The organism is Bacillus paramycoides, from assembly GCF_001884235.1.
GTDB classification, from domain to species: Bacteria; Bacillota; Bacilli; order Bacillales; family Bacillaceae_G; genus Bacillus_A; species Bacillus_A paramycoides.
The window spans coordinates 42,263-67,958 of sequence record NZ_MAOI01000107.1 but is presented as its reverse complement, the minus strand read 5'-3'; the positions used below and the strand labels follow the sequence as shown (position 1 = coordinate 67,958).

29 protein-coding genes, 1 tRNA gene and 2 pseudogenes are annotated in these 25,696 nt (G+C 34.2%); 16 read left to right on the top strand and 16 right to left on the bottom strand.

What is annotated here, in order from left to right; all coding sequences use genetic code 11:
• Positions 1–210 precede the first annotated feature (210 nt).
• Both BAU28_RS23100 and BAU28_RS23095 read right to left on the bottom strand, forming a co-directional pair.
• Positions 211–1,497: a D-alanyl-D-alanine carboxypeptidase family protein gene (locus BAU28_RS23100; protein WP_071720126.1), complete on the bottom strand. Its 1,287-nt coding sequence runs from the start codon at positions 1,495–1,497 to the stop codon at positions 211–213.
• Between the two features lie 155 nt (positions 1,498–1,652).
• The gene (locus BAU28_RS23095) at positions 1,653–1,880 is read right to left on the bottom strand and encodes a hypothetical protein (RefSeq protein ID WP_000251863.1); all 228 of its coding nucleotides are present in this window, start codon (positions 1,878–1,880) and stop codon (positions 1,653–1,655) included.
• Positions 1,881–2,163: 283 nt separating this feature from the next.
• Here BAU28_RS23095 and BAU28_RS23090 point away from each other — a divergent pair, with 283 nt between their 5' ends.
• The 7 genes from BAU28_RS23090 (at position 2,164) to BAU28_RS23060 (ending at position 7,067) form a co-directional block, all read left to right on the top strand.
• On the top strand, positions 2,164–2,385 hold the full coding sequence (locus BAU28_RS23090) for a hypothetical protein (RefSeq protein ID WP_048369557.1): 222 nt from the start codon (positions 2,164–2,166) through the stop codon (positions 2,383–2,385).
• A 193-nt stretch (positions 2,386–2,578) separates the two neighbouring features.
• Positions 2,579–2,651, top strand: a tRNA-Val gene (locus BAU28_RS23085).
• A gap of 118 nt (positions 2,652–2,769) precedes the next feature.
• On the top strand, positions 2,770–3,687 hold the full coding sequence (locus BAU28_RS23080) for a tyrosine-type recombinase/integrase (RefSeq protein ID WP_338062018.1): 918 nt from the start codon (positions 2,770–2,772) through the stop codon (positions 3,685–3,687).
• A 796-nt stretch (positions 3,688–4,483) separates the two neighbouring features.
• Positions 4,484–5,749: a DEAD/DEAH box helicase family protein gene (locus tag BAU28_RS23075; protein WP_071720122.1), complete on the top strand. Its 1,266-nt coding sequence runs from the start codon at positions 4,484–4,486 to the stop codon at positions 5,747–5,749.
• A 318-nt stretch (positions 5,750–6,067) separates the two neighbouring features.
• Positions 6,068–6,301: a hypothetical protein gene (locus BAU28_RS23070; protein ID WP_071720120.1), complete on the top strand. Its 234-nt coding sequence runs from the start codon at positions 6,068–6,070 to the stop codon at positions 6,299–6,301.
• A 254-nt stretch (positions 6,302–6,555) separates the two neighbouring features.
• Complete coding sequence (locus tag BAU28_RS23065; RefSeq protein ID WP_001973030.1) at positions 6,556–6,786, top strand: hypothetical protein; 231 nt, start codon at positions 6,556–6,558, stop codon at positions 6,784–6,786.
• 50 nt (positions 6,787–6,836) lie between these two features.
• The gene (locus BAU28_RS23060; RefSeq protein WP_071720117.1) at positions 6,837–7,067 is read left to right on the top strand and encodes a hypothetical protein; all 231 of its coding nucleotides are present in this window, start codon (positions 6,837–6,839) and stop codon (positions 7,065–7,067) included.
• Between the two features lie 271 nt (positions 7,068–7,338).
• On the opposite strand, the gene BAU28_RS23055 is transcribed toward BAU28_RS23060, so the two are convergent.
• Positions 7,339–7,929, bottom strand: coding sequence for a recombinase family protein (locus tag BAU28_RS23055; RefSeq protein WP_071720116.1), 591 nt, complete (start codon positions 7,927–7,929; stop codon positions 7,339–7,341).
• 702 nt (positions 7,930–8,631) lie between these two features.
• Between BAU28_RS23055 and BAU28_RS23050 the strand changes: the two genes are divergently transcribed.
• Complete coding sequence (locus BAU28_RS23050; RefSeq protein ID WP_071720114.1) at positions 8,632–8,901, top strand: hypothetical protein; 270 nt, start codon at positions 8,632–8,634, stop codon at positions 8,899–8,901.
• Between the two features lie 177 nt (positions 8,902–9,078).
• A complete protein-coding gene (locus BAU28_RS23045; RefSeq protein ID WP_071720112.1) occupies positions 9,079–9,435 on the top strand; it encodes an MEMO1 family protein in 357 nt (118 codons plus the stop codon).
• Positions 9,436–9,528: 93 nt separating this feature from the next.
• Here BAU28_RS23045 and BAU28_RS31620 read toward each other — a convergent pair whose 3' ends face one another.
• From BAU28_RS31620 to BAU28_RS23030, 3 genes are all read right to left on the bottom strand, one after another.
• Positions 9,529–9,777 (bottom strand): recombinase family protein, encoded by a 249-nt coding sequence (locus tag BAU28_RS31620; RefSeq protein ID WP_071720110.1) that lies wholly within the window; start codon positions 9,775–9,777, stop codon positions 9,529–9,531.
• Between the two features lie 580 nt (positions 9,778–10,357).
• Positions 10,358–12,205 carry an ATP-binding protein gene (locus BAU28_RS23035; protein WP_069355241.1) on the bottom strand — a complete coding sequence of 616 codons (1,848 nt, stop codon included), beginning with the start codon at positions 12,203–12,205 and terminating at the stop codon, positions 10,358–10,360.
• Positions 12,206–12,415: 210 nt separating this feature from the next.
• Positions 12,416–13,645 carry a Shedu immune nuclease family protein gene (locus BAU28_RS23030; RefSeq protein ID WP_071720109.1) on the bottom strand — a complete coding sequence of 410 codons (1,230 nt, stop codon included), beginning with the start codon at positions 13,643–13,645 and terminating at the stop codon, positions 12,416–12,418.
• Positions 13,646–14,479: 834 nt separating this feature from the next.
• Between BAU28_RS23030 and BAU28_RS23025 the strand changes: the two genes are divergently transcribed.
• Both BAU28_RS23025 and BAU28_RS30755 read left to right on the top strand, forming a co-directional pair.
• The gene (locus tag BAU28_RS23025; protein WP_083594897.1) at positions 14,480–15,031 is read left to right on the top strand and encodes a hypothetical protein; all 552 of its coding nucleotides are present in this window, start codon (positions 14,480–14,482) and stop codon (positions 15,029–15,031) included.
• 210 nt (positions 15,032–15,241) lie between these two features.
• Positions 15,242–15,571, top strand: a complete 330-nt coding sequence (locus BAU28_RS30755) for a hypothetical protein (RefSeq protein WP_069355239.1) — start codon at positions 15,242–15,244, stop codon at positions 15,569–15,571.
• On the opposite strand, the gene BAU28_RS23015 is transcribed toward BAU28_RS30755, so the two are convergent.
• From BAU28_RS23015 to BAU28_RS22995, 5 genes are read right to left on the bottom strand one after another with little or no spacing between them, the layout of a single operon-like run.
• Positions 15,563–15,952 (bottom strand): adenylate kinase, encoded by a 390-nt coding sequence (locus tag BAU28_RS23015; protein ID WP_069355238.1) that lies wholly within the window; start codon positions 15,950–15,952, stop codon positions 15,563–15,565. The two genes, BAU28_RS30755 and BAU28_RS23015, sit on opposite strands and share 9 nt — an antisense overlap.
• Before the next feature lie 16 nt (positions 15,953–15,968).
• Positions 15,969–16,187 (bottom strand): hypothetical protein, encoded by a 219-nt coding sequence (locus BAU28_RS23010; RefSeq protein ID WP_071720108.1) that lies wholly within the window; start codon positions 16,185–16,187, stop codon positions 15,969–15,971.
• 35 nt (positions 16,188–16,222) lie between these two features.
• Positions 16,223–16,528: a hypothetical protein gene (locus BAU28_RS23005; RefSeq protein WP_069355236.1), complete on the bottom strand. Its 306-nt coding sequence runs from the start codon at positions 16,526–16,528 to the stop codon at positions 16,223–16,225.
• Positions 16,529–17,149, bottom strand: a complete 621-nt coding sequence (locus BAU28_RS23000) for a hypothetical protein (protein ID WP_071720107.1) — start codon at positions 17,147–17,149, stop codon at positions 16,529–16,531.
• Positions 17,150–17,167: 18 nt separating this feature from the next.
• On the bottom strand, positions 17,168–17,425 hold the full coding sequence (locus BAU28_RS22995; RefSeq protein WP_232339737.1) for a helix-turn-helix domain-containing protein: 258 nt from the start codon (positions 17,423–17,425) through the stop codon (positions 17,168–17,170).
• Between the two features lie 591 nt (positions 17,426–18,016).
• Here BAU28_RS22995 and BAU28_RS22990 point away from each other — a divergent pair.
• The 4 genes and pseudogenes from BAU28_RS22990 to BAU28_RS22980 all read left to right on the top strand — a co-directional run bounded on the left by BAU28_RS22990 (position 18,017) and on the right by BAU28_RS22980 (position 20,165).
• Positions 18,017–18,367, top strand: coding sequence for a hypothetical protein (locus BAU28_RS22990; RefSeq protein ID WP_244158180.1), 351 nt, complete (start codon positions 18,017–18,019; stop codon positions 18,365–18,367).
• 57 nt (positions 18,368–18,424) lie between these two features.
• Positions 18,425–18,734, top strand: a pseudogene (locus BAU28_RS31685) (WXG100 family type VII secretion target); the annotation flags it as partial.
• Positions 18,719–19,801 (top strand): EndoU domain-containing protein, encoded by a 1,083-nt coding sequence (locus BAU28_RS22985; protein WP_476995477.1) that lies wholly within the window; start codon positions 18,719–18,721, stop codon positions 19,799–19,801. The pseudogene BAU28_RS31685 and the gene BAU28_RS22985, both read left to right, overlap by 16 nt.
• Before the next feature lie 25 nt (positions 19,802–19,826).
• Entirely contained in the window at positions 19,827–20,165 is a 339-nt protein-coding gene (locus BAU28_RS22980; RefSeq protein WP_071720106.1) for a hypothetical protein, read from the top strand.
• A 161-nt stretch (positions 20,166–20,326) separates the two neighbouring features.
• Here BAU28_RS22980 and BAU28_RS22975 read toward each other — a convergent pair.
• The 5 genes and pseudogenes from BAU28_RS22975 to BAU28_RS22955 all read right to left on the bottom strand — a co-directional run.
• Positions 20,327–20,620: pseudogene (locus tag BAU28_RS22975) on the bottom strand (hypothetical protein); the annotation flags it as partial.
• A 43-nt stretch (positions 20,621–20,663) separates the two neighbouring features.
• Complete coding sequence (locus BAU28_RS22970) at positions 20,664–21,026, bottom strand: hypothetical protein (protein ID WP_071720105.1); 363 nt, start codon at positions 21,024–21,026, stop codon at positions 20,664–20,666.
• 135 nt (positions 21,027–21,161) lie between these two features.
• Positions 21,162–21,344, bottom strand: coding sequence for a DUF3976 domain-containing protein (locus BAU28_RS22965; protein WP_071720104.1), 183 nt, complete (start codon positions 21,342–21,344; stop codon positions 21,162–21,164).
• Positions 21,345–21,372: 28 nt separating this feature from the next.
• Entirely contained in the window at positions 21,373–21,750 is a 378-nt protein-coding gene (locus tag BAU28_RS22960) for a hypothetical protein (protein ID WP_048369563.1), read from the bottom strand.
• Between the two features lie 2 nt (positions 21,751–21,752).
• On the bottom strand, positions 21,753–21,962 hold the full coding sequence (locus BAU28_RS22955; RefSeq protein ID WP_002170904.1) for a helix-turn-helix transcriptional regulator: 210 nt from the start codon (positions 21,960–21,962) through the stop codon (positions 21,753–21,755).
• Positions 21,963–22,786: 824 nt separating this feature from the next.
• Between BAU28_RS22955 and odhA the strand changes: the two genes are divergently transcribed.
• A complete protein-coding gene (odhA, locus tag BAU28_RS22950; RefSeq protein WP_071720103.1) occupies positions 22,787–25,654 on the top strand; it encodes a 2-oxoglutarate dehydrogenase E1 component in 2,868 nt (955 codons plus the stop codon).
• The last annotated feature ends 42 nt before the right edge of the window (positions 25,655–25,696 follow it).

Sequence of the window (25,696 nt, the reverse complement as noted above, 5' to 3'; positions counted from 1 at the left end):
TCCGCTGTTTTATATTATTTTGAAATTAATAACATCCATACCGTTCTTCAAAAAGAACATATACAAATAATATAACGAACAAATAAGAAATGCAAGGTCGAAATTTACAATTATTTGTAAAATCCGAATTTTTAATCAACATCTCTTTTTAAATATATGTTAATACAACAAAAAACTGCGAACAAATTTCTTCGCAGTTTTCATAACAACTTACTTTTCCTCTGATTTAACCCCTTGTTTATTACGACGCAAAATTACATATAGTAGTGCGCCAAATAATACAATACCTCCTATTCCAATACTTATCATTTTTACATTCGAGTCCTTTACTTCAGGCTCCACTGTATCTTTTTTTGGCATCGCAAAAGTAACATCTTCTTTTGAAAGAACGTTAATAGTCGCGATCGTTTGATTGTTTTTCGTAATATCAACTGCACCAACTATCTCACCACGATGAATTCCTTTATGATACAAAGATTCTTTATCTAATGACGCCGCTCGGAAAGTAGTTTTCACATTTTTCCCTTCATCTTTCTTAAGCATAAGATCTACACTTTTTTCAAGTTCACTATCAACATCTTTATTTAAATACGTTGTCTTTTGATGCCAATTATTTTTATCTAGTACAGTTTGTTTCGCAAATTGGCCAAAAGAATATTCAGCCATCTGCTTTAAATCTTCATAAATTTCAGGTCTTTGAGAAGCCATCACTACATTTATTATGCGATTTCCATCTTTCTCATTTAATAAAACGAGCGTATTACGCGCTTCATTCGTAAAACCCGTCTTACCACCAATACTATATGGATTTTCAAAATAAGTAGACTTATTAAAAATAGATACTGTCTGCCTAGATGTCGTAACCGTCGTTCTTTTCGTATTCATCGCTTGCAAAATTTCAGGATACTTTTGCACACCTCTCGTAATCATTGCCATATCATACGGCGTCGTATAATGATTCGGATCATGCAACCCATTTGGCGTTACAAAATGACTATCTTTAGCTCCTAATTGCTTCGCCTTTTCGTTCATCATATTGGCGAAATTTTCAACACTTCCTCCAATATGCTCCGCAATCGCATACGATACATCATTCGCACTTAACACCATTAAAATCATAAGTGCAGTATCTCTATTAATAGTCTCACCAGCTTGAAACTCAATTTGATAATTACTCTTCTCTTGATCTAATGCTAATTGCGAAAACGTAAATTGATCCTCTGGCTTCGTATGCTCCATCAGCAAAATCGCCGTTAACACTTTCGTCATACTAGCAGGAAACGCACGATGATGTGCATTTTTGTCATATAGGACATCTCCTGTTTTCGCATCAATCGTAGTCGCAAACTGACTAAATACATTTGGCCCTTCCGCAGGTGGCGGTGCCACTTGCTCTGGATTCACTCCAACATTTGTCTCAGCATATAACGTCATAGGTGTCAAAAAAAATAAACAAATAACTATAACAAAAGCCGAAATTTTCTTAAAATTAACCATATGACTCTCCCTTTTCACTTTACTTTCACACTCTATCAAATGACTCTACCAATCTATATGTAATTTGTATTAAATTGGAAGAATATTCACTATTTTTTACTATATCATATTTTTACGATAAAGAACATAAATATACAATAAAAAATAAGAAGGAATTACTCTTTCTTATCCTTCTCATCGATCAACGAGTCTATTAACTTTTGTCCAGCTTCCTCGGCCGTAATCTCATCCGTCATCCCCATAAATGACCAACCTTTAGAATCGACCCACTCAACAAACTCTTGCAAAAACTCATCATGTGTAACATCCACATCAAGAATCGAACCATTAATCGAAATCGTTCTATTTCTAGACACACGCATCTTAAACGTTTTTCTTACCATTACAACTATTCTCCCTCTACTCCTGTATATTTATAAAATAATCTTGTACTTCTGTTATACATGATTTCTTGAAAATTGTAAAAAGGATATATTGGCCAATTTAAATATTAAAAATAAAAATCTCTTATCCTACATAACCTTCATCCGATATATAATTGGTCATAAATTACTGAATACATCCATATAAAAACAAAACAACTTACATTTTATCACACCAAATACACTTGACTTTAGTACAATAAAATGGAATATATTAGAAAACATTAAATTGAGGAGGAACTCCATGGCGCGTTGTACATATTGTAAAACGAAGTGGAAAATAAAAGACGTATGGTCGATACTCGTGACTTTTGAAAAAGATTGTCCATATTGTTTCGGAAGACAATATCTATCAAAGAAAACATTGAACGCTATGCCAGAACTTATAAGCTTACCTTTACACTTCTTATTCCCTTTTCTTGTTGATTTAAGTGATGAAAGTCCTTTGGATTGGTATCGGAAATAATATAACAGCTACATTCAAAACCTACTTTCTATTAAATTCCCTTCTTATTAATTATCCCTTTATTCATTACTAGTATGATTGCACATGCTCCCCCTTTAAAAACTTACTATAAGAATATTGTAAAATTTCAGTTAATTATATATAATTACTTTAACATAATTATTAAAGATGCTAATACATAAGCATTTTTGAAGATCCCGTAGCTCAGCAGGGAGAGCGCCACCTTGACAGGGTGGAGGTCGTGAGTTCGAGCCTCTCCGGGGTCATACAGTTAATTATATCAAGGGTTTGAGTACGTTTCTTAACAATTAAAAATGTTATGGTCATTACCAAACCGGTACGACTAAACGAAAACCACTTCGCAAAAAAATGCGGGGTGGTTTTTTGTTGTTAAAATTTGCTGTCCTTGATTTTTTGGACGATAGAGAGTTTAAGAATGTTACACCGAAAACGCTACAAAGCTATCGGGATATTCTGAAACAGTTTGAAAATTTCTGTTTAGAACATGATGTTATCAATGTCGAGGATATTACTTCAAGTATTATGAAGCGATATATCTTGCATTATCAAAAGAAAGGAAACAACGCAACCACTACAAACTCTAAGTTGCAACGTATTCGTGCTTTTCTTAATTATATGATTGAATGTGAAGTCATTAAGAATAATCCTGCTAAGAAAATACAGAAAGCACGAGAAGATGTACGTATTGATGTATTTACGGATTATCACATTAAACAAATGCTTAACTACTATAGAAGGATTAAACAGCGTGAAAAAACCTTTTACGCATATCGTGACTATTCCATTATCGTTGTTTTACTTGGTACAGGGTTGAGACAATCTGAATTATGTTCCCTAAAGTGGACTGATATTGACTTCAAATATCAAACTTTATCTGTATTTGGAAAAAGTCGTAAAAGAGAATCTATTCCTGTTGCCGATAAGGTAATTATGGAGTTAGCAACATACAAAACATTTTGCGAACAGATCTTTGTAGAAAAAGGACTTTCAGAATACGTTTTTTCAAACCGTACTAATAAACAATTAACTCCTAATGCGGTACAAAACGTCTTTAAACGTCTAGCCAAGATTATGAATTTTAAAGATGTACGTCTTTCCAGCCATACATTTAGACATACATTCTGTCAACGCTGTATCCAATCGGGAATGAGTACATTTGCGGTTCAAAGGTTAATGAGACATTCGTCCATAGTAGTAACAGAAAGATACGCAGCTATGTGGGGAAATGACTTAAAAGAACAAAACGACAAGTTTAATCCTTTAAATACGATAGATATATAAATAGGAAAAAAGCCACCTACGGCAATAGGTGACCAAAATTCAAATTCAAAACTAAATAACGGAAATTCCGTACATTCAGCACCTCCATTATAAATTTTTCAAAAATATAATGCAAGAGGTCTAGTTTCCTATTGTCTTTTTTAGCTAGTGTACAGAGATTTTCGAATGTGGGAATGACCTAACACCACACTAAACACTTGAACAGGTTAGCTAAGCCAATGTCATAAAATTAAGCGTCCTAACAGATAACGGTTCCTTGTTTACGTTGTTAAGAGTCTAGGTGAGAACGACCACTAACGGTTCGGCTGGTTGCTTGGTGTACTACGGTACAGGTAGCAACGAATAAGAAAAATCATATTAGGTTACGAGTAATTAAGGGTATGTCAGTAGCACAATTCCTTCCCTAAGTTTTTCAGCATGTTGGACAAGCATGACATGTTAAAAGTTCGTTGCAGATGAAAATCTAGCGTTCAAACAAGGTGATACGATGGAAACCTCAGCAAACTCAGTTTAATTCAGTATTAAAGAACGTCTACTTTTATAGTACTTTGTTTTTTGAAGTGTTATAAAGGTAGTCATTCTTCTGTCCAATATTTCCTAGACAAATCTAGTTAATTCAGCGAAAAGGAAAACCTAAAGTCAAGAGATTCAAATCATTTTAATTACCACTAAATACGGATATTTGTAGAAGAAAGTAACTACTAATCAAATCTATTTGTCCTATTTTACTCTTTTCCTGCAAGTAGTTAAGTGTAAGACAAATCTTACAGAACTATATGAGAAAAGGAGTTTAGGTATGTTATTAAAACATCCAGTACAAACAAAAATTAACATCATTGACTCAATTATGGGTAGTGGTAAAACTAGTTGGGCAATACAGTTCATGAAAAACGCACCAGCATATCAAAAGTTTATTTACATTACCCCCTTCAAAAATGAGGTAGAACGAATAATTACTTCTGTTAATCGTAATTTTCAACAACCACAGGCTGATTGTAAAGGAGAAACAAAGCTAGAAGATATAAAACGTCTCATCTCAGAAGGTAAAAACATTGTTTCTACACATTCACTTTTTAGAAATATAGATAATGAAGTCATTGATCTGTTAGACATGGAGAATTACACGCTAATCCTAGATGAAGTTATGGATGTTATTGAACAAGTAGATGTTTCAAAAGATGACTTGAAAATGCTAACAGAAAACGAGGTAATTGGAGTAAATCAAAACGGTGTTGTTCACTGGAAGCAACTTGATTATAGAAAAGGATATTTTGAAAAATTGAGGAACCTAGCTTATTCAGGGAACTTAATGATGTATGAAGACAAAGCAAATGAACCGAGTGCAGTATATTGGATCTTCCCTGTGGAAATATTTAAGTGTTTTGAGGAAGTTTTTATTCTGACCTATATGTTCGATGGACAGATTCAACGTGCTTATTTTGATTTATTTGGTCAAGAGTATATCTATAAATCAGTTGTAAAGGAAGGTAGTAACTATAAGTTAGCACCATCTGTGTCTTTTAAAAATGAAGACCGTTCACATTTGAAGGAACTGATTAACATTTATTATCTTTCACCTAAAGATAAAAAGGATATGAACAAGATGGGAAATAAACATAATTATTTTAGTGTGTCTGATTTAAAAAAGAAAACTAAAAATAAGGATACAAAGAAAGTCATTAGAGATAACGCTTATAACTTCTACCGTAATAAATGTAATGTACCTACAAATGAGGTCATGTGGACTACTTTTAAAGAGTTTAAAGATAGCCTAGCACCTATGGGGTTGAAAGAACACTTTGTAAGTGTAAATGCACGTGCTACAAACCAATTCCAACATAAAAGGACATGTATCTATTTAGCTAACATTTATACAAATCCTTTGATAAAACACTTTTTTAATAAGCAAGGTATACAGCTTAATGGTGATTTATTTGCATTATCAGAACTACTTCAATGGCTTTTCCGCAGTCGTATTCGTACAGGAAAGTCAATAGATGTTTTTATTCCATCTAAGCGAATGAGAACGTTGTTGGAACAGTACCTCAATAATGAAATTTAATTACTTTCTCTACTTTTATTGCTTAGTAAAGAAACGTTGTAACCCTTGATAACACTGGGTTTCTTGAATATTCCCTTATAAGAAAGATATAAAAATGTTATAAGTATTAAAAGACAATCCCGAATAACACTACAAGGGATAGCCTAAGCTACCCCTCTTCGTGATTATTCAGGGCATACTTTAATAGCTATATAGAATAGTATTATTTCTAGAAATAGTGGTGAGGGCATTCTTTGCCCGAACACGAGGCGTAGCCGAGGTAGAATAAAAAATCAATAACATGATATAAGTGCTTTAATAAGTATAGGAGGAAATAGCTTGGAACTAGAACGATATTCTTACAATCCATATAAGAAGAAATACAAGGGGCATTGGCACTATCGCTGTAGACATTGCGACAAAGTTATATATGTTCCTAAAGAACCTGAGGGTGGTGGATATTATATTTGGATTTACTGTGACGAATATAGCCCGACAGGTTCAATGTTCTGTTCAAAGGAATGTATAGAAGAAGTTGACCAAGAATATAAGAAAAGACGAGGATGGACATAGTAGCCGATCCTTTTATTTTTTATCATTAAATCTTCCCACGAGAATAGCAATGGGAAAGCATTAAGAATCTGAATCATAAAAAAGATTTATTAGTAAGGTTACTTCAAGATCAAGCTTTTTCATGTAATGAATATAACTTTTTTGTGTTCTTATAAAAATTTTTCAATTTGATGTCCTATTATGAAATGAAATTGCAAGTACCTAATTGTAAGGGCAATAACAAGCCCACAAAAAAATACTTGGAGGTACTAACAATGAAAACAAACGTTAAGAATAGCATTATTTATTTAGGGGAGTTTGCTACAGACACAGAAACTATTCGATTAGGGGACTGTGATATTTTAGGACTACAAATAGAGACAGAAAGTGATGGAGGTTGGTTTTCTGTACTTGGTGAAACAGATGAAAAAGGAATTGTTAAGCGTTTAATTATAGACCTAGAACCAATTGATGAGAATCCAGATGAAGAAGATTATGATAATTGAATAAGAAAGGCGAATTAAAAGGCTAAATTATTTGGAAAGGAAAGGCGTTTATGAATGGTATTGGATTTAACAACATAAAATTGACAGATAGAGACGTATATAAAATACTGTATCTAAACAAGGTAGAAGGATTACAATCACACCAGCTAGAAACAATGTTTCCTGTCACTAAGGCAACTATTAAAAGTATTGTAAACGGTAAGAGTCGAAAAGATTGTTATGGCTTGTTTATGAAATACAAAGATAGCCACAGTGACGAGTTTATGAAACTAGCTAAATAGTGACTAGCGTAATCTTAATAGTATGTGAAACCTCTCAGGTTATTTCTGAGGGGTTTTACTATATATCGTAATTTCATGAATCTTATGTGTGAATTCAGCTATAGAATGCACAATCAGTGAAATGTAAAAAAACAGTGTTCATTCCTTAATACGACTGCATTCATCAGAATGGATTAGTTGTGCTTTTCTGTGCAAATCTCACTTTTTTCGCTTCCACTCCCTCTTTATACAGTCGCCTCAAAATTATTTTTTCTGCACAAACAAGAGGCCATTATTTAGCCCCTTGTTGTTCTCTGTATTCTTTTAATCTTCTCTTAAATGTAGCAACACTACACTTTGCAAATTCAGCCCCCTCAGGCTGTGATATTGTACCAGCTTCAACTTGCTGAATGGCATTTAATAAAGCCCCTTCAATTTTATGTGTCTTAGATTTTCTACCAAACTTAACGCCCTTCTCTTTAGCCTCTTTAATGCCTTCCTGAGTTCTTTCAAGTATCATAGAACGTTCAAATTCAGCAAACGCCCCTAATACATTGAATAATAGTTTTGTCATAGGGTTCTCCATTGTCTCAGCTGTAAACATTCCCATATTGATTATATGTACCGCTACACCTCTATTTGTTAACTCAGTAACGATTGTCTCTAATTGTGATAAAGAACGTGCTATACGGTCAGCTTTAGTTACTACAAGCGTGTCGCCAGCTTTAATTACTTCTAATAGATTGTTAAGTTCTTTCCTGTCAGCTTTTGCCCCACTGATCTTTTCTTTATATATCTTTGTAGCACCTGCTTCTTTCAGTGCTTTAATTTGAATATCAAGTTCCTGTTTATTTGTACTTACACGTCCATAGCCATAAATCATTGTAATTTTCCCCTTTATATTGTTTTCTATTTGATACGACTTTTTGATACTTTGTAAATCCTATAATACAGCCATTCTTTATGAGTGTCAAAAAGTGTAGACTTTATGATACATTGTAGGTGAAAACAATCACTGAAAGCCACGCTGTAATTCCTTCCAATCAATAGTGTCAATCAAAAACGTATTACTAGAACATCGATAAGTAAAGGCTGTATAATACCAATACTGGTCGGTACTACGTTGGTAAGATAATAGGTTAAGGACTAAGCTGGGGTACTATATACCCTACTATCATTGCCAAGGATACCAGTAAGATAAAAGGAAGTAACAAGCATGGCACACGAGGCGAGGTGAGGGCAATAGATAAGCAATGAACAAGTAATGAAGGTAATCAGCATAGACAGTTGCGAGGACGCTGGGCGTTACATTGGGATTCGCTATTATTTGTATCCCTAACCCCCCCACCATAGGGGGCAGGGGGTCTTTTTTGAGGTCGTCTAGTGGTTACTAAATATACGAGGCGGTTTCTAAACCTTTATGGTAAATATTAGAATGCCCTATAGACGATTCTGAGGTGATTAACTTTTGATTCGTGGGCAATGTAGCACCTAACGTTGAGGAAGGAGAACAAGGTTCAGCAAATGTTGATTATAATAATCTACCTGAATACCTTAAATATGATTTTCTAGGAGGAAGCAACTAATGGGAAAAGCTATGAACGTATCTAAATACAATAACGTGATTACATTGGAGGAAATAACAGTCACTATTGAGGATAATGAGGGCGTTACTGAGGAACAAGGTCTCTGTTTTATGGACAGGTGGGGTAAAATCATTTCACCTGAAAAAGCAAGGAAACTTATTACTGACTTAGAAACCTTTTATGATTCTGAGTGTGATGAATGGATTAAGGAACACAATAAGGAAATTGATAAAGAACTAGAAAAACAAATGAATGGTCATGCGGAATAACCTGTAAGAATTTTTTTGTTAATCACAATTTTAATGTCCTAAAACTTGTGCCTTTTGCAAGTGCCTAAATGTAACGACAAAACAACTACATTTAGGAGGACATTAAAATGCAATACCCGATTCTTAAAAATAAAATTTCACCAATTTTCCAGGAACATTTAGGGAGGGCTTGCTGCAATGACTAAGAAAATGACAGCCGATGAGATTCTAGTAGCTATGTATAAAATGGATGATACTGAGAAATTTGAATTGTTAAAGGTATTATCAGAAAAGCACTTTGGTGGTACTAAGTCAGTTGAAGAAATGATTGAATACATGAAACACATGGAGAACAGTGAGAGGGGGAGATTTTTAGATTATCTTCTCCATAATCACGTCGATTCAAGTACAATGAGGAATGTAAGTACAGCCACAAGGGCTTACATTGAGGGGTATCTACAACGTGAACTTACAGATGAAGAAATTATAATCATGAAGTTAGCTTATGACTGGGGTCACTTTGTTGGGGAAAAACGTAGAATGAAACAAGTTTAAAAAGGGATGAGGATAAAAAGGGGTAAGGATTTACCCCTAATTTATTTAAGCCTATCTTTTAGTATAACAATTTTTTCTTTAGATAATCTTCTTCTATATTGTATTTTCTAATATTACTGCATTGAGAACACGACCGTCCTTCTTAAAAAGGTGTTCAATAACCTCAATCTCTTTACGCATGTCCCTTATAAATCTATCTAATTTAGTGATTACTAATGTGTCACCATTGGAAAGATGACTTAAAACTATATTGAATTGGGATCTATCAGATGTAGTTCCAGTAAAATTTTTAGAGTAGATTTTTCCGCAATTTTTGTTTTGTAGTGCTTTCAAGTTGTACATCTAAACCTTGACCTATTATAGACACTTTAGCATATCTGTATTTTTCTATATGGATGTATACCATTAAGTTACGATACCCGTGGATACCTTGATATTACAGAGGGAGTTTATGTGTGTTAATTCTCTTAAGTTATGACACCACTTTAAATAACCCTCTAAACGAGGGGGGGTTCACTTCTACTCTAATTCTATCCTAATTCTTATGTATCAAGTCTTGTGTTTTGATTGTAAATAATAATACGTATATTTAAAAATCTATCTTAGATTCTATATTTTCTACAAAGGTATATACCTTCTTTGGATTTCAAACAACAAAAAATATCCAACACCTTCAATTCAAGATGTTGGATGACTTATGTAAAATATTAAAGAGATTTGAACCCGTGGCCAGAAACTCCAGCACTCAAGTTTCTACGCATTTATCTTGCTTATGTGGTCTTCACACAGCATTATGCCAATACCTACTACTGTAAGGACTCGGAATATATTCCGCACTTCTATATTTAACTATTTTCTCTAATAGGCAGTATTACATATTCACAAACTTAGTTCGGAAACCTAATTTTAGAATAACTTAATTCTAAACAGTTTCAACCGCTATACCGTTAACACATTGACTAATAAATGAAAGCCACTTTCCTTCAATATCATTTTCTGTATCCATTTCTCTAATCTGTTCATATGTTAAACGTTTAGCAACATGATTATTCAATTTTTTCTTTACATTACTCTCTCCATATACAGTTAGGCTGGCCACCAAATTAGGCACATCATCATTAGGACCAAACATCAATTCAGCTAATCCGTAAAACTCTTTTATAGCCTCTGGATGAATGTAGTTTTCAATCTCTCTTTTGGTCGTTAAATAAGCTACCGAACCATCATTTCTTTCTCTTACTTTTTTACACCACTTTTCATACTTCGGTTCTTTACCCTCTTCCATAATATCTCTATCATAAATATGTATCTCGGGTACATTCAATTGTTTCAAATATTGATTTTCAACCCAACCCCTTAATGTATCCCCTCCACAAGGAATAATCACTACATCATCAGAAGTAGATAAATCTACGATTTGAGGATTTTCTCGGGCAATTATTGAACTTAATATTTTTAGTATACTTAGATCATTAGGTCCCTCAACAAAAACAGCCACTTTTACTCCTCTACTAATAGGTGATGCAAATACACCTAAAGTTTCAGCTATTTTTTCTAATACTGATTCATTAGTATTAGAACTTAAAATACTTTTACCTTGTTCCGAATTTACAATTAATCTTAAAGAATCTGTTGGCAATAAGCTGGCGAATGCAGGGACATGCGTTGTTAATATAACTTGTGTGTTTTCTTTCTTACTTAATTTCAATAATGCCTCTGCCAACATAATTTGATTAGACGGATGTTGTGCAGTTTCAGGTTCTTCAATTGCATAAATTATATTCCTGCCTGTACTACTATCTTGCTTTTCAGCAGCAGCCCTAAAGAAATTCAAAAGAATTAACCTTCTTACTCCACTTCCTCGTTTATTTATAGGAATCCCCTCATCTCCTTCTAGTGTTAATTTAAATACATTCGGCCATTTTGGGGTTTCCGAGATACTAGGTGTTAATTCATTTGCTAATAAAGGGTCCATTTCTTTTAATTTTTCTAATGTTAAATTAGCAACAGTCATCGCTTTTTCTTGAACCAATTTCTCAATATCTTCTAATTGTTCCCGAACATCTTCCAAGGCTTCCTTTATAGCTACTTTCATAGGGTCTTGAACTTCTGAATCTCCATCTAAACTTGGTCTATCTGATTGGAACAAAGTAAAAATAGGTAACGTTGGATTTATTTTCTCCCATACTGTACCACTATCTCCCTTATTTAAGGCTATAGGACGAATAGCTAAATTCGTTAAGTCTATCGAACTAAAAATATCTTTTCTCATTAAATGATTTGTCCTTAAATCTGTAGGGCCATTTTCTAAATCTATAGACTTTACTTTTCGTTGCAATTCAGTTTGCGTTAACTGAATTAAAGCTTTATCTTTCTCTATAGCCTCATTAGGATACAATGCTTTTAAATAAATTTCTGGTTTAATTGTTTTTTTAGAACAATCATATATTTTATGAACTTCTAACATTCCACCTTCATTAAGTAAAAATTCATCTTTAAAAGTTGTAGGTGCAGTCTCATCTAAAATAATTTCTTCTGCAAATCCAGAAAAAACACATCCAATCAACACATTAGGATCACCTGTTTTTACACAATAATCTTTCGCGTCAATTTTTACTGTACTATTATTAAAGAAAATCTCTAAAGCTTCCAAAATAGTTGATTTACCTACGTCATTTTTCCCCACAATAGTCGTTAAATCATCAAATTTTATCTCGGTATATGTGTCATACGAACGAAAGTTTTTTATAATCACTTTTTCTAACTTCACGCAACTCACTCCTTTAAGGTTATAAGTAAATAATACCAAATTAAAATTGAAATATTTACTATAATCTTACAGGAATCGATAATTATTTACCTATATCTACATTTCTTACGGATTGATACATCAACTTCATGTTAAATAAGCGGTAATAGTAGCACTTAGTTATAGTTAAAACAATGTTGTTTAATTCTCCATCCCTCTAAAAAAATTAGATTATGAATATAAATGACTTAAAACTAAATCTATAACTTCGTCATAGGTTTTAATCATAATGTTTCTATAATCATTTTCTAACCTTCTCCAATCTGGGGTATCTAGCATCCATCTTCTTCCCATTACCAAAATTCTTCTCGGGTAAAGAACGTTTATATTATGCTTTTTTTCTGCAAACTCTCTATTTTTAGGGTCTTCAAAATAATACTCATATTCTCTTGTTTGACTAATATATGAATTAATCTCCGCACTGAAAGTTTCTCTATTCTCCCGCCCTACTATGTTATTTATATTTTTTAAATTAGGTAATTTAAATTCAACAATGTCCGAATAACCATTTGACCCTTCTATAAAAAAGTCTGGTCTAATTGCTTTACGTTCTTCTGATTGCCATTCTAGTTCACATTCAGAAGATATTTTTTTACCCATAAAAGCCATTTTTAATATAAATTGATTTTCAGGTTCAGCTAGAAAAGCTGTTATTTGAGGTTCACTCGTATCCTTAGAACTAATCAACTCAACAAAGCGATTTAAACTATACCATTTTTCTTCCCTAAATCCAGAAGGGAGAGGATATTGAAAATGGACATCATGCATTATGACTTCTGCAATATTAGGCCACAAACAAAATTCCAATGCACCTCCTTCTACATCTGTATCATCTATTTTTAATGGAAACAAATCTAGCCACTTTACATTTCTGGTAACTAGACCAGATTGGTTAGTTCCATAAAAGAAACCGTTAACTATTCTATGGCACATGCCTTCCTGTAATACAAATCCGCTTGTATTGATACCCAATATCATCGACTGGCCAAATAAATTCCAACCATTCCCAATCATAATGTCCATTGCCTCATTAGTGGGAAAAATCAGGTCTTCGTTATACGCAGGTAATCCCATTACTGGACCTGTTTGTTTACTAAAATCAATGCCCAATATGTCTGTTAATAGATTCTCTCCTTTTGAATAGTCTAAAATTTGAATATCAGCGTTATTTCTTGAAATAATTTCTTGAGAATTAACATCCCCTATATACTCTACACCCCAATGGGTTTTGCCCAAATATAATATTACCCTCTCTGGATTCAATAAGAATTTTGTGAAATTCTTTTTTAAATCAGGATTTTTTTCTAGAAGAATCCATAATTTCCCCCAATACTTCTTCATTAGCATTTCACATAATGAATTAGCAATATCCTCCAATGTTAACGCTTCTTTTTCCTCCATCTTATCATCTCCTTTTAAAATTGAACGAGATGCTGTATTCTTACTTTTCCGGAACATCAATACAACAAGTCATATTTATTATAAATAATATAACCAAAACTTAACACTACTGATTGAAGCTACACAGCACCGCAATGACACAGGATTCCCTTCAATCAAAAGTATACCCGCTAGGAAATCGCTATATAGGGCGTTATAATACGACTACTGGATTGCTATGCTGGTTGGATAATGGGCTAGATGTACTGTATATCACATACAGAGGCAAGGAACAGCTAGGCTGAAGTGCAAGACAATGACAGTAGCGAGGCGAGGACAACAACAATGAAAGAAGAAAGACGAACGAACAAACGAATAAAGAAAAGAAACAAGCAATCAATGAATGAGTAATGAACGAGATCAGCAAGGACAGTTGCAAGAACGTTATGCGGTGACGTTGCGACGCCTATTATATTTCTATATACGGATACGACACCCTACGGGGGCGGGGGTGCCTAGGAGGCGGTCTGCTGTCTGGAAAATATATGCTATAGTTTGCGGAATCTATATGGTATTAAATGGAATTCATCTTCCTGTATCTACAACAAGTTAAACTTTTAGTGCGGAAGATTAGGGTTCTACTAAAATTTAAAAATTACTTTTTTAGAAAAAATCAAAGCAAGTTTTATACAATAATTTTTATATTTATCAGTGTTAACCTGTGCATGTCAGTGTAATCCAGTGAAACCTCGTGTAATCTACTAACTTCTAATTATATAAAAATGGGTATTAAAGACGCTGGTGGGGGGATATTAGTAATAGGACGTCCTAATAAATTCGCTAGGAGAGATTAAATTGAAAATACCACGTCAAAATCCTGATAATTTTGAAGGAGATATATTGACTAAATTGATTAAGCAGAGTAGTAACGGATTTTTATACTGGAACATTTGGAAAGATGGAATGACATTAAAAGTTCATTCTGGTTCTGTTGGAGATATAGGAGAAACAAGAGAAATACAGTTGTCATTATCTAAAAAAGCAAATGAATCAATAGATGAATTAGTTAATCAAAAGATTAAAGAAGGGTTTCGATATATAGAAGAACATGACCTAATTACTCTTTTAGTGGAATATAACTACAAAAAAGATAAAATCCAAGAAACACTCAAAAAAAGACATTACATGCAAGATATAATTGATAGAAGTTTATTTTGGACTGGGAACGGCCATTGTGATGGTGGAGGAATGGGAATGGCGGTTGCCCAAATTTTTAATTATGTAATAGATGTTAAAAAGGCTGCAAAAGAAATTATCAAGGAACTTGAAAATGAAAACTTGGTTGAGGGAGTAGAAATTTCCTATCTTAATCCCTTAAATGTTCATATCACTTTGTATCCTAATTGATTAGAACAATAACCATGAAAAGAGTATTGAGTAATCTCAATACTCTCTTTTTATTATGCGGGGAAGGATAGTAATAGTGACGAGGTAAATATTGTAGAAAGTGGTCAACCGCAAGTCATTAAGCTGTATGGCTGGATAGTCTGTCTGAATATCGAACTTACTAAACGAGGCTTGGAGGTGCTGAAATTCGCAATTCTAGACGATTAACTTGTGATTCGTGAACAACTACTCATTAACTTTGCTGTACAGCGATTTAGGGAATGGTGGTGGTTACGAATTTTGCTGAAATTGAATAGTCGTATCTCAAGAAAAATTTTCACGACGGTTTCTGAAAACTTTTTAGGGGGTCTAGCTGCAATGACAGAAAATGAAAAGAGATTGATTCAACAGATATATGAGAAGGTCTCCGCAATGGAGAAGAAGGTAGATAAGTTAGATAATAAGATAGATAAATTAGATGGTAGAATGGATAACTTAGAGGTGAAAATGGATAGTTTGGAAGGGCAAATAAAAAGAAAAGCGGAGAGACAATTAAATTAGTCCCTCCGCTTTAAAGTAGTCCACCACCATCCAATGAGAAATACTTAATTCTTTAGCTATTTCATTTGGGGTGTAATCATTTATAACCATTCCATAGAATTGTTTTCCAGTAGCTACAGAATTCTTCTTTCGTTTTTGAGGTTTTACCTTACTATGACTAACCCTACTTAACCTTTTGCCAGTTCTATCACCATAAGGCATAGTACAAATATGTTTTTGATGGTCTTTTCCAATCATGTAACCAGCCTTGTTATAAAACTCTGCACCGCACTTATCACAGTGGAAACACATTGTAGCACGTTCATTTATATATCGTGTCACGGACGTTACAGCACCGTTATATATATTGTTTAATCTTTTCTCAAATTCTAACTTATCCATAATAGTTCCCCCTTATTTACTTGTTAAAAATGTAGCTAGGTGGTAGGTTTGTAACCTTTAAACGTATGGCAATGGTTTTACCATCGGAATCATTTCCCTCATAAGAAACCGATGCTATATAGTCTTTTTTCAACCTCTTAATGTGCTTAGGAACGTTTGTATGTATGTCCCATAAGTTTGTAGCCGGTTCAAATACAATTACTGTTTCTTGTTCTTCTTTATCGTAATAAGCCATTGTTTCTATCTCCTTAAATTAAAAAAGATCACCAGCTATTCACCAGTGACCTCTTTTTTTATTTGCTTTGCCAGTACTACCTTGTCAGCGTGTGCCTTTTCCTCGGCCTCAATCTTTTTAATCAGCATTTCTTTGACGCCACTGTCTTTTAAACGATTAAGGACAGCCTCATTTAATTCTTTATCATTTACTTTTAATTCCTCGATATAGCCACCAGCTTCATTTTGTAACGCCAGTCCATATTTCATAGCTAAAACTGGTGGTAATCCTTTCAATACGTCTGTATTGCCTTTTCTCAGTTCTGTCAGTACGTCTTGTTTTACAATGCTAGTTAAGTTCACTTATTTAGCCTCCTTAGGTACTTTTAAATGTTCTGGAAGGTTGCCACGAGTAGCGGAAAACACTTCATTCTTAGAAACAACAGATGTTTCAAACCAACTAAAATACGGTCTGTATTGGTCTTGTTCAAAAGAATGTTCTAATCGTGGGAACTCTTCTTTAACTTTTGGGTCGTCGAATACCTCATAAATATCAGGTGCAATTGCATGGTATTGTTTTTGGAATTGCTTACCTACACCAGCTATCTCAGTTAACAACTCGTAACGGTGACGGATAGCAAGTTCTGTCATATCATACTCATTAGTACTAGAACGGTCTTTTCTTAATACATCTTGAAATACTGGAACATAAGCCAGTTTTAAAGATGTGCTTTTCTCGTCCAGTTCTTCTAACATAGAATGAATGATTTCCACCTTAGAGTTAATTTCCTTTGCCTGTGCTTTTAAATAAATACGTTCTGATAAGTTAGCCCCCTCAGAATCTAGGGAAATCGCTGTCATTTCTTCCTGTAACGCCCCTAGTTCTGTTTTTAGTTCCTGTTCTTCTTGATTTAATACCTCAGTTTTTTCCTTGTACTCATTTACAATTTTTTTAGTTTCAACGAATAAGTCTTTTACTTCCATTTCCCATACCCCCAATAATTATTTGTATCCTCGTTGTTCTTTCATTTCTAAAATTCTACTGACACTTATCAACTCAATATTAGAAATTCCTATTTGTTTAACAGCATCCTTAAACTTGCTTTGGTAAAGCGGTGTGAACTCTATTTCACCCCGTTCTAGTTTTCCAATGGTACTTCTATCAACGCCCATGACCTGTTCAAAGTCTGATTGAGTCTGATTTCTCAACTGTCGGACAGGTTTAATAAAACGATAGTCAAAGCCCTGTTTGTATTCCACCTTATTCACCTTCCTTTTTTGGGAACTTCATATAAATAGAAAAAGGCATGTCATACGACACACCTTAACTAATAGGAGATCAATTCAACTATCATTATCCGTAGAAAACCATTTAAGGCTTCCCCTATTTTAATATCTTTGAAACCATAGGGCATTACAGGTAGAAAAGCAATCTTTCAAACAGTTTTTTAAAATAAAGGTTCTTTATCACTAAAGAATATGTATATAGCGAATAGAATTACGAAAAAAGATATTCCTTGAAGGCTTAGCCACTTTACAACAGTAAATGACCCTTTTATAATAAAATTAGTAAATAATTCATGTGAAGTGGTTTTTCGTTAAAAACGTAATAAAAATACTTGATATACATAAAACCCCAACTCCCAAACCTTGACAGGGTGGAGGTCGTGAGTTCGAGCCTCTCCGGGGTCATATATTACGATGAAATGGCGTTCTATCAACGGATAGAGCGTTATTTTTATGCGATGATTTACTCGTTGATTTAACCGACAGGGTTACGGTACACCGCCAAACTGTATGTCGGTATGGAAACCTCCTATTTCGTTATAAAACGGAAAGGGGGTTTTTTGTTTGTCTTCTAATCGTTTGAAAGGTAAACGTATAAAACAGACGCGTGCCACTCGTCGTACTTTAGACGATTTACACGTTCTATTTACAACATTCACTCACGTAAAAGAAGCCGAAGGACGGGCACCTGGTACCTTACGTCAGTACCGCGAAAGCTTTTATTATTTTATCGAGTATTTAAACGAAAAAGATATACCACATGATTTGCCTGCTCTTGCTACGGAAATAATTCGAGGCTATGTCCTTTATATGCGAAATGAAAAAGTAAAATTTGAGGGGCATCGTTTTAAGAAAGAGGAACACATGACAGTTGGTTTATCGGAATCTATCATAATACATATTTTCCTCATTTAAGTATTTACATATTTACCCTTTCGGCTCATAATTTTAATCGGGGAAAGGAGGAAATATATGGTTCAGATTAAAGTAACGCCTGAAATGCTAGAAGAAGTCGCAAAACGGGCATTTAACACAAGACATGCGTTAGAATCAATTCATCAAAATTTATGTGATCAAATTGATCACCTGTGCTATCAATGGATGGGTGCTTCTAATCAACATTTCGTTCAAATGTTCAATGATGCGAAACCAAAAGCATTTACTTCTATAAATGCAATCGCAAATGTGGAAGAATAATTAAAACGAATTGCTGAGAAATTCCGTACCGCAGATGCTTCATATGACGTAAATCTCGAAGAAGGGGCAATGTGTGGTCCATTAAATAGCAAGAAAAATGATGGTTCTTTACTTGACAAAGTTAATCACGGTCTCAAAGAAACTTATGAGGATCTTAGCAAAGTAAAAAATGCTGATGAGTCTTTATATGATAAATTTAAACATGGTGTCGAAGCGGCTTATAAAGATGTGAATAAAATAAAAGGCGCTATAGATGATGAAGTCGAATCTACTTTTGAAAAAGCTGGATTAGGTGTACCATACCATTTTATAAAAGGAGGTCGTGAAGCTCTTGGTGATGAGATAGAAGGACTTTTAGATTCAGCCATCCACCCAATAGATAGTATTAATAATACGATTGAAGCTGTTTCTCACCTAGACGAAACATTTAATGCAATAAAACAAACAATTTCAGATTCATGGAATACTAACGTTGTAAACGGAGACTGGAATAGTCGAGCTGAATTGTATGGAAGTATAATGTCTCATGGTATGTTTGCTTTGTTAGGGGCAAAAGGTGTAGATAAGATTGCAATGTTGAAACCTGGTACTACATTAGCTGAGGTTTCTCGAAATGCTAAACAAAGCTTGCAAGACGCCGCTTCTTTATTCAAGGGGAATCGCAGTCAGCTTGCTTTTGCTGACGGAAGTGGTGGACTATCCAGAATTAATATACCTGAGTTTAAACAAGCTAAAGATACTTTCTTATTCTTTGATAAATTCAAATCTCATCCTAATTCTATTTATAAAAACAATGGTACGGTTGAACATATATTTCACGGGAATCTAAATAAAGCAGGAGCTGCTGGAGGGTATCATCATAAAAGTATGATGGCCGAAGGAGAAATTCTAAGAGTTACAAGATCACCAAACCGTTATGGCGTATACGAAGCTGAAGTTTCAGTAAATGGTGTACCTAAAACATTACCTTCAACATTTTTCCCGGATCATTGGGGTAGAACAGAGGTCCTCAAAGCCATTGAAGTAGCATATAATAATAAAGTTTACTCCGGAAGAGGGAATAGGTATATTGGTACCGCTCCAAATGGTATGAAGATTAGATTATTTATTGATTCAAACGGAAGAATCATTTCAGCATTTCCACTCTACTAATTTATAAAGGAGACAATATTTACTTATGAAATATACATATAGGATTTATGAGGGTCCCTTAAATACCCTAATGATTGAATTACCAGAAAAAATTTCTTTAGTTGCAGATTTATTAGAAGATGATATTCATAGCAATCATGGTATACAGTATTTAGATAAAGTATTAAATAGAGAATTAGATTTTCTTGAGATAAGCGGAAATAGTTGTAACTTAGAAATACAAGCAGATTACACAAAAATTTTACACCGTTTTTATGAAGATGGAGAAAATACTTGTGAAATTGAAACTATTGAATTAAAAAACTTGATGTTAGTATGGTTAGCAGAGTATGAAAATCACTTGCGAAACCGTGACTCTAACTAGAATAGGGTATTTATTAAAGCCAACTCCTGACAAGGAGTCGGTTTTTCTTTGTTATTTCATGTAAACATACACATCACTAGCTGAAATCTACTACATGTTTCTTTTGAAATTTCTCAGATTTACACATGATCTTATATTTTAAAGACAGTTCCCCCTAGACAATCATCAATTACTGCGTTACTGCCTTGAAAATGAAACTTATATTTTTCTGATGTATTTATTTTTAACTCTTCTAAGTTATTGATTATATCTAAAGAGTTGAAGATTCTTCTGAAAAAGTGCTCGTGTCCATCTTCTCCATAAGGTATTTCTTTGAAAAAATTTTCGTTATGTACTTTAAAACAGCTTATAACCGCTCCACCATGTAGGTTTTGTTCCTTGAATGTATGTATAAGTTGCTCAATAGATGAATCCTTCGTTTCTATTTTTTCAAAATTTCCCGCTTTCCACCTCATGATATTCACTGCCCTCTATCAAAAAATTTCTCTTCACTTTATACTATAGTACTTGTTTTAACATCGGCCTGACTATTCTATATTCTTCACTATAAGGTTCTTTTACAACTAAAGGTGTTTTATCATCCTCTTCTTCTAAAATCATTGCGAACACTTCTGTTTTTTCTTGTAATATATTAGATTCACTATTTTCAGTAGGCTTTTTGCTTGTTTCAATTTTCTTTGTAACTTCGCCAAGCCTTTGCCCAATTTCTTCTGCTTTTGCAGGTTCATTTGTAACGTAGTATTCCTGATCCTCCCATACTAATATAGGTGGTACTTGTTCTCTCTTGTTACATACTATATAAGTAATACTAGCTACAAGTAGTAAACATGTTAATAAAAAGAAGATAGTTTTTTTATTCATATACTATTCTCCTTAACTATCATTTTATTGGATTATATAATACACGATATAGTCAGTAAATAGTTCTTATGGTAATTTTTAGTTTTAATTTCAAAAAGAAAGACCTTACTAAATGTAAGGTCCCATTTTTAATTTCTATAATGACTTATTAATTAAAACAACTAACACAACGATCGCTATAAACATAACGACTAAACAGCCGATTAATTTATAGAACCCTCTTTTCGTTAACGTCCCGCCTTGGACGTCTTTACGTATGAATAAGAATACCGCCAAAAATAAAACAAGCCCCATACCAAAAGCGTATATCATTTGCATTTATTAATCTTCCTTTCTCTCTTACATCTTAATATCTTTTAGACAAAACAACAAATGAGATAAAGACTGTACTCATCGTTAGTGCCATTAATATGTTCAATAGTTCAGTTGCAGATGGTGTAATTACTTTTAAGTTTAAACCAATAGAGAAAAGAAGATAATATGCCGTTAGTGCAAAAAAGGTGAAGAACATTCCTTTATAACGAATGAGTTTCATTCGCTCATCTTTTTCTTTAAATTGCGGGTGCAAGTAGCTTAAGCAAAAACACATGATCATCATCGCAAGTAATGGATAAGTTATAGCTGGTGGTGCAGAATGCGTCATTATACCTGTTAATATCATAAATCCACTCATAACTAGAAAAATAATTCCCATAACAACAAAGTACTTTTGTGAATAATTCATTCCTACTCCCCCTCTTCTTTTCCTTCATAAATAAATACATGTTCTATCGTTGTCTGAAATGCTTTTGCGATTTCAAATGCTAACGGAAGTGATGGATCATATTTCCCCTTTTCAATTGAGATAATGGTTTGTCTGGAAACCCCTAGCTTTTCAGCCAATTTTTCTTGAGATAGTCCAAATTTCTTTCTGTATTCGACCATTTTGTTTTCCAAGGAAATTTCTCCCTCCTTCCTTATACCGAGTATATATGTAAAGGAGACTTTACGTCAAGGTTCCTTTACATTCATATGGATTATTTTGCATTCTATTTATATAGAAGAAACTTTTTCAATTTCAACACGTCTATTTTGAAACGGAACATGGAACAATGTATATATCCGTTACTATATCTCCTCCCCGCTTTTATAAAAATTTAATATCTCCATATGTGTTTTATCTTTTTAAACCATTTCATTCTTCTCTTTATTCAATGAAATGTGCTGTTGTTTTTACGGTGTTTTTCGCCATATTTATAGAAACTAACGGTTTATGAAGCATTTTTTATGTATAGCCACTTTTTTTGTAGAAATCCTTCATTTTCCTTTTAATATTTAACACTATCGAAATAAAGTTTATGCTAAATTCATAATTTTTTATTTTTTATACTATATTCCGTTGTATTGTTGTATAATATCAATGAAAGCGCTTATTATTTCAATATACATAATTCGAACGAGTTTTTATCGAAACATTCCAACGATTATACCTATATTTAAATGCAACAATTATAGTTATTAATGTAGGTATACCAAATATATCCACCCCCTTTTTTTGTAAAATTACTTTATAACATGAAAGATTAACTTGGGTGATAAGTTATTGTGAATGTTTTTTTACAAAACAGATAAGTAATAGTGTTTGGTATTATGTAAATTATTGTAATAACATAAGAGTAAAGAAAACATTTACATTGATTATTGGTTCATCAATTATTGAAAAGAGCAAAATGCACCTTTTTGTATGGAAAAGGATTATATGCATTGGGAGGTTTAAACAAATGACGAGGAAGAATACAACGACAAACCCTTGGGCCAAGTTCCATGGTCCGAACCTTGGTTATGTTATTGAACAGTATGATCTTTACGTAACTGGCGCAGGTTCTGTTGATCCGGAATTACAAGAGCTTTTTGAAATTTTTGGAGCTCCTTCGTTCCAAGATGATGTCGTAACAGGGGACAACACAGCAACAAATTTTTCTCCTCAAAACACTGGAAACATTGAAAAAATTCTTAAGGTCGTTCAACTTGTCGAGCAGATTCGTTCTTTCGGGCATACGTTGGCTCACATTAATCCAATGGAAGATGCTGCAAATGGACAATCTCTTATCGAGAAAACAATGAGCGAACTTAGCGATGCTGATTTGAAAGCGATTCCAGCTAAAACAGTATGGCAAGATGCACCAGAAGGTATTCACACTGCACTTGATGTAATTCATAGATTAAAAGACGTTTATACAAAATCTTTAGCTTATGAATTTTCACATATACAAGATAGTGAAGAACGCGCGTGGTTGCATCAAATGGTGGAATCAAATTCATTGCGTCAACCATTATTAAATAAAAAACGAACTGCTCTTTTAAAACGTTTAACAGCTGTTGAAGGTTTCGAGCAATTCTTGCATAAAACATTCGTTGGTCAAAAGCGTTTCTCTATCGAGGGTGTTGATATGCTTGTACCTGTATTAGATGAAATTGTTCGAGAAGGTGCTAAAAACGGCGTAGAAGATGTCATGATTGGTATGGCTCACCGCGGTCGTCTAAGCGTACTTGCTCACGTATTAGAGAAACCATATAGTCACATGTTTGCTGAGTTCAAACATGCAAAAATAGAAGGCGTAAAGGCAAATGCTGGCTGGACTGGCGACGTGAAATACCATTTAGGTAGAGAACAAGTCGTTGGTAATGAAGAAGTTAGTACTCGTGTTACTTTAGCAAATAACCCAAGTCATCTTGAGTTCGTTAATCCTGTTGTGGAAGGTTTCGCACGTGCGGCTCAAGAGAACCGTAAAAAATCTGGTCTTCCAGAACAAGATACTTCAAAGTCATTCGTAATTTTAGTTCATGGTGATGCTGCATTCCCTGGTCAAGGTATTGTATCTGAAACATTGAACTTAAGTAGATTGAACGCATATCAAACTGGCGGAACGATCCATGTTATCGCAAATAATGCAGTCGGCTTTACGACTGATAGCTATGATTCTCGTTCTACGAAATATTCGAGTGACCTTGCAAAAGGATTCGACATTCCGATTGTTCACGTGAACGCTGATGATCCGGAAGCTTGTCTTGCTGCTGCTAACCTTGCGATCCAATATCGTACGCTGTTCCAAAAAGACTTCTTAATCGATTTAATCGGTTACCGTCGCTACGGTCATAACGAAATGGATGATCCAGCAGTTACGCAGCCACAAGTGTACAAAAAGATTAAAAATCACCCAACTGTAAGAGCAATTTATGCAGATCAATTACAAGCTGCTGGCGTTCTAAATGCAGATGAGGTTGAAACAATTACTCAGTTTATACAAGAGCAATTAAAAGCTGAATACGCACAAGTACCACCTGCTGATACAAGTGCTGCAACAATTCACGTTAAAGTTCCAGATGTTGTTGCAAGAGGCATCCAGCCGATTGACACTGGTGTTGAACTTGACTCACTTCGTGCAATTAATGAAGGTCTATTATCTTGGCCTGAAGGCTTTAACGTATATCCAAAAGTGAAGAAAATTCTTGAGCGCCGTAAAGATGCTCTTGAAGAGAACGGTAAAATTGAATGGGCACTTGCTGAATCGTTAGCATTCGCTTCTATTTTACAAGAAGGTACGCCAATTCGTTTAACTGGTCAAGATTCACAGCGTGGTACATTCGCGCATCGTCATATCGTATTACACGATACTGATACAAACGAAACATATTCACCATTACATCGTTTACCAAATATCAATGCTTCATTCTCTGTTCATAACAGTCCGTTATCAGAGGCTGCTGTTGTTGGTTACGAATATGGTTATAACGTATTCGCTCCAGAAACTCTTGTTATGTGGGAAGCGCAATACGGTGACTTCTCAAATACTGCGCAAGCGTTATTTGATCAATATGTTTCAGCAGGAAGAGCAAAATGGGGTCAAAAATCAGGTTTAGTTCTTCTATTACCACACGGTTATGAAGGTCAAGGACCAGAGCATTCTAGTGCACGTCCAGAGCGTTTCTTACAATTAGCTGCTGAAAATAACTGGACAGTTGCAAACTTAACGAGCGCGGCACAATACTTCCATATCTTGCGTCGTCAAGCATCTATCTTAGGAACAGAAGCTGTTCGACCGTTAGTAATTATGACGCCGAAAAGTTTATTACGTCACCCACTTACACTTTCAACAGGTAGTGAGTTAAGTGAAGGACGTTTCCAACCTGCTTTAGAACAAGAAAACCTTGGTATGAAACCAAACAAAGTAAAACGTCTTGTTTTAAGCACAGGTAAAATGGCGATTGACTTAGCAGCAGAGATCGACAATGGTAAGCATGAGTACAGCTTAGATGAAGTTCATATGATTCGTATCGAGCAGTTGTACCCATTCCCTGCTGAAAAAGTTCAATCTATTATTAAACGCTTTAAAAACTTAGAAGAAATCATTTGGGTTCAAGAAGAACCTCGTAATATGGGTGCATGGCATTACATGGCTCCAATTCTGTTCGAGCTTGCTGGCGATAAAGTGAAAACAGGTTATATTGGACGCCCTGATCGTTCTAGTCCATCTGGTGGCGATCCATTCGCTCACAAAGCTGAGCAAGAACTAATCGTTGCGCACGCTTTAGACGTGAAGTACAACTTCCGTCAAGATAAACAAGAAATTGAAGTTTACAGCAACTGAAAGTAACAATGAATTTTTCAGGCTCTACTTGGGCAGATATTC

Excerpts from the sequence above, each read along its gene's own strand:
- BAU28_RS23100 (WP_071720126.1), bottom strand. The coding sequence starts at position 1,497 with ATGGTTAATTTTAAGAAAATTTCGGCTTTTGTTATAGTTATTTGTTTA.
- BAU28_RS23095 (WP_000251863.1), bottom strand. The coding sequence starts at position 1,880 with ATGGTAAGAAAAACGTTTAAGATGCGTGTGTCTAGAAATAGAACGATT.
- BAU28_RS23090 (WP_048369557.1), top strand. The coding sequence starts at position 2,164 with ATGGCGCGTTGTACATATTGTAAAACGAAGTGGAAAATAAAAGACGTA.
- BAU28_RS23075 (WP_071720122.1), top strand. The coding sequence starts at position 4,484 with ATGTTATTAAAACATCCAGTACAAACAAAAATTAACATCATTGACTCA.
- BAU28_RS23065 (WP_001973030.1), top strand. The coding sequence starts at position 6,556 with ATGAAAACAAACGTTAAGAATAGCATTATTTATTTAGGGGAGTTTGCT.
- BAU28_RS23060 (WP_071720117.1), top strand. The coding sequence starts at position 6,837 with ATGAATGGTATTGGATTTAACAACATAAAATTGACAGATAGAGACGTA.
- BAU28_RS23055 (WP_071720116.1), bottom strand. The coding sequence starts at position 7,929 with ATGATTTATGGCTATGGACGTGTAAGTACAAATAAACAGGAACTTGAT.
- BAU28_RS23050 (WP_071720114.1), top strand. The coding sequence starts at position 8,632 with ATGGGAAAAGCTATGAACGTATCTAAATACAATAACGTGATTACATTG.
- BAU28_RS23045 (WP_071720112.1), top strand. The coding sequence starts at position 9,079 with ATGACTAAGAAAATGACAGCCGATGAGATTCTAGTAGCTATGTATAAA.
- BAU28_RS31620 (WP_071720110.1), bottom strand. The coding sequence starts at position 9,777 with ATGTACAACTTGAAAGCACTACAAAACAAAAATTGCGGAAAAATCTAC.
- BAU28_RS23030 (WP_071720109.1), bottom strand. The coding sequence starts at position 13,645 with ATGGAGGAAAAAGAAGCGTTAACATTGGAGGATATTGCTAATTCATTA.
- BAU28_RS23015 (WP_069355238.1), bottom strand. The coding sequence starts at position 15,952 with ATGGATAAGTTAGAATTTGAGAAAAGATTAAACAATATATATAACGGT.
- BAU28_RS23010 (WP_071720108.1), bottom strand. The coding sequence starts at position 16,187 with ATGGCTTATTACGATAAAGAAGAACAAGAAACAGTAATTGTATTTGAA.
- BAU28_RS23000 (WP_071720107.1), bottom strand. The coding sequence starts at position 17,149 with ATGGAAGTAAAAGACTTATTCGTTGAAACTAAAAAAATTGTAAATGAG.
- BAU28_RS22985 (WP_476995477.1), top strand. The coding sequence starts at position 18,719 with ATGTGTGGTCCATTAAATAGCAAGAAAAATGATGGTTCTTTACTTGAC.
- BAU28_RS22980 (WP_071720106.1), top strand. The coding sequence starts at position 19,827 with ATGAAATATACATATAGGATTTATGAGGGTCCCTTAAATACCCTAATG.
- BAU28_RS22970 (WP_071720105.1), bottom strand. The coding sequence starts at position 21,026 with ATGAATAAAAAAACTATCTTCTTTTTATTAACATGTTTACTACTTGTA.
- BAU28_RS22965 (WP_071720104.1), bottom strand. The coding sequence starts at position 21,344 with ATGCAAATGATATACGCTTTTGGTATGGGGCTTGTTTTATTTTTGGCG.
- BAU28_RS22960 (WP_048369563.1), bottom strand. The coding sequence starts at position 21,750 with ATGAATTATTCACAAAAGTACTTTGTTGTTATGGGAATTATTTTTCTA.
- odhA (WP_071720103.1), top strand. The coding sequence starts at position 22,787 with ATGACGAGGAAGAATACAACGACAAACCCTTGGGCCAAGTTCCATGGT.